General features: G+C 67.5%; 1 protein-coding gene. It reads right to left on the bottom strand.

Features of this window, described 5'->3' with window-relative positions; translation table 11 throughout:
- Nucleotides 1-193: 193 nt before the first annotated feature.
- Nucleotides 194-1,471, bottom strand: a complete 1,278-nt coding sequence (locus ACWD3C_RS48525) for an IS701 family transposase (protein ID WP_451155231.1) — start codon at nucleotides 1,469-1,471, stop codon at nucleotides 194-196.
- Between the last annotated feature and the right edge of the window lie 146 nt (nucleotides 1,472-1,617).

A 1,617-nucleotide genomic window follows, 5' to 3' on the forward strand; every position in this document is an offset into this window, starting at 1 on the left:
AACGGCTCCAGCTTCGGGCCCCGACGAGGAACTGACGCACCAGCAGTAGAAGTCACACACCAACTAACGATCAACTACTGGCGCAGGACACTAGTAGGACTTCGTTAGGTCGTTGTGGATCTCGTGGTCTGGCGTCTGTGGGTGGTGCCGGGAAGCGGCTGGTGGCAGGTGGTGCAGATACCGGTCCAGCAGTTCAGGAGGCTCTGGATGGTGTCCAGGATCTGGTAGAGCGTGAGACCGGTGTGCGGGCTTTTGGGGAGAGCCGCTGTTCGGTGAGGAAGGCGTGGGCGGCGGTGACCAGAGTGACGTGGTGGTGCCAGCCGGTCCAGGAGCGTCCCTCGAAGTGGTCCAGGCCCAGGCCGTGCTTGAGTTCCCGGTAGTCGTGCTCAATCCGCCAGCGGATCTTCGCCAGGCGGACCAGTTCGGCCAGTGGAGTGTCCTCGGGCAGGCTGGACAGCCAGTAGTCGGTGGGTGCTTCGGCTCCCTCGGGCCATTCCACCAGCAGCGTCACCTCGGGCAGGACACCGTCCCAGTGGCCGTCGCGTGCGGTGGCGGCGGCCTGGGCCAGACGGCGGGCCCTGACCCCGGCGGGCCGCACGCGCAGCGCCAGGAAGTGCGAGCGCATCGGATCGCGGGAGCCTTCCCGCCAGGTGACCTCGGTGAATGCCTGCCGGCCGTGGCCCATCGCCAGTGCGGCCACCGAGGACGGCTTGTCCCGGTAGCGCGGCTGCGGCCGGCGGCCGGTGCCGGACCAGGGCAGGGCAACGGGCACCGCGTGATGCGGGTGGACGGTCACATCCGAGCGGATGGCCACCACGTAGGCGATACCCCGGTCGGCCAGCCCGGCACGGAAGTCGGCGTTCTGCCCGTAACCGGCGTCGGCCACCACCACCGGTGGCACCAGGCCCCATGTGGCCAGCTCATCCAGGGTGTCCAGGGCCAGGCGCCACTTCTCACGGTGCCCGATCTGCTCAGGTATCCCGGTCCTGTCCCGCCGTACCGCATCGTGCTCCCATTCCTCCGGCACGAACAGGCGCCACTGCAGCGGGCAGGACGCGGTGTCGGTGACCGCGTGCACGCTCACCGCGACCTGGCAGTTGGCCTGCTTGCCCAACGCTCCGCAGTACTGGCGCGCGACCGCGACCGACATCTTCCCGTCCTTGGGGAACGACACGTCATCGACCGCCCAGGCGTCCGGGCCGATCAGCGGGACCATCCGCTCCGCAATCCGCCGCTGCACCGGCACCGGATCCCAGGTGGACTGGTTCACGAACTGCTGCAGGTTCTGCTCGTTGCCGTCCGGCAGCCGCATCGCCATCGGCTGGATCGACTTGCGCCGCCCGTCCAGCATCAGACCCCGCAGATAGCAGTCCCCCTTCGCCCGCTGATCCTTGCGTGGCACCGAGGCGAACACATCCGCCACGAACCCCGATAACTCTGCCCGCAGGCCCTCGACTTGCCGCATGTCCATCCGACCAACATGCCCCCCAAATCCATGATCGAGAAGACCTAACGGAGTCCTACTAGTGTCCTGCGCCAGAGATCCGTCGGCAGAAGCGGGCGAGGGAGTCGAGGATCTCTTCGGCTGTCTTGGTCCAGATGAACGGCTTGGGGTCT

The sequence above is a fragment of the Streptomyces sp. NPDC002845 genome (assembly GCF_053591955.1).

Excerpts from the sequence above, each read along its gene's own strand:
- ACWD3C_RS48525 (WP_451155231.1), bottom strand. The coding sequence starts at position 1,471 with ATGGACATGCGGCAAGTCGAGGGCCTGCGGGCAGAGTTATCGGGGTTC.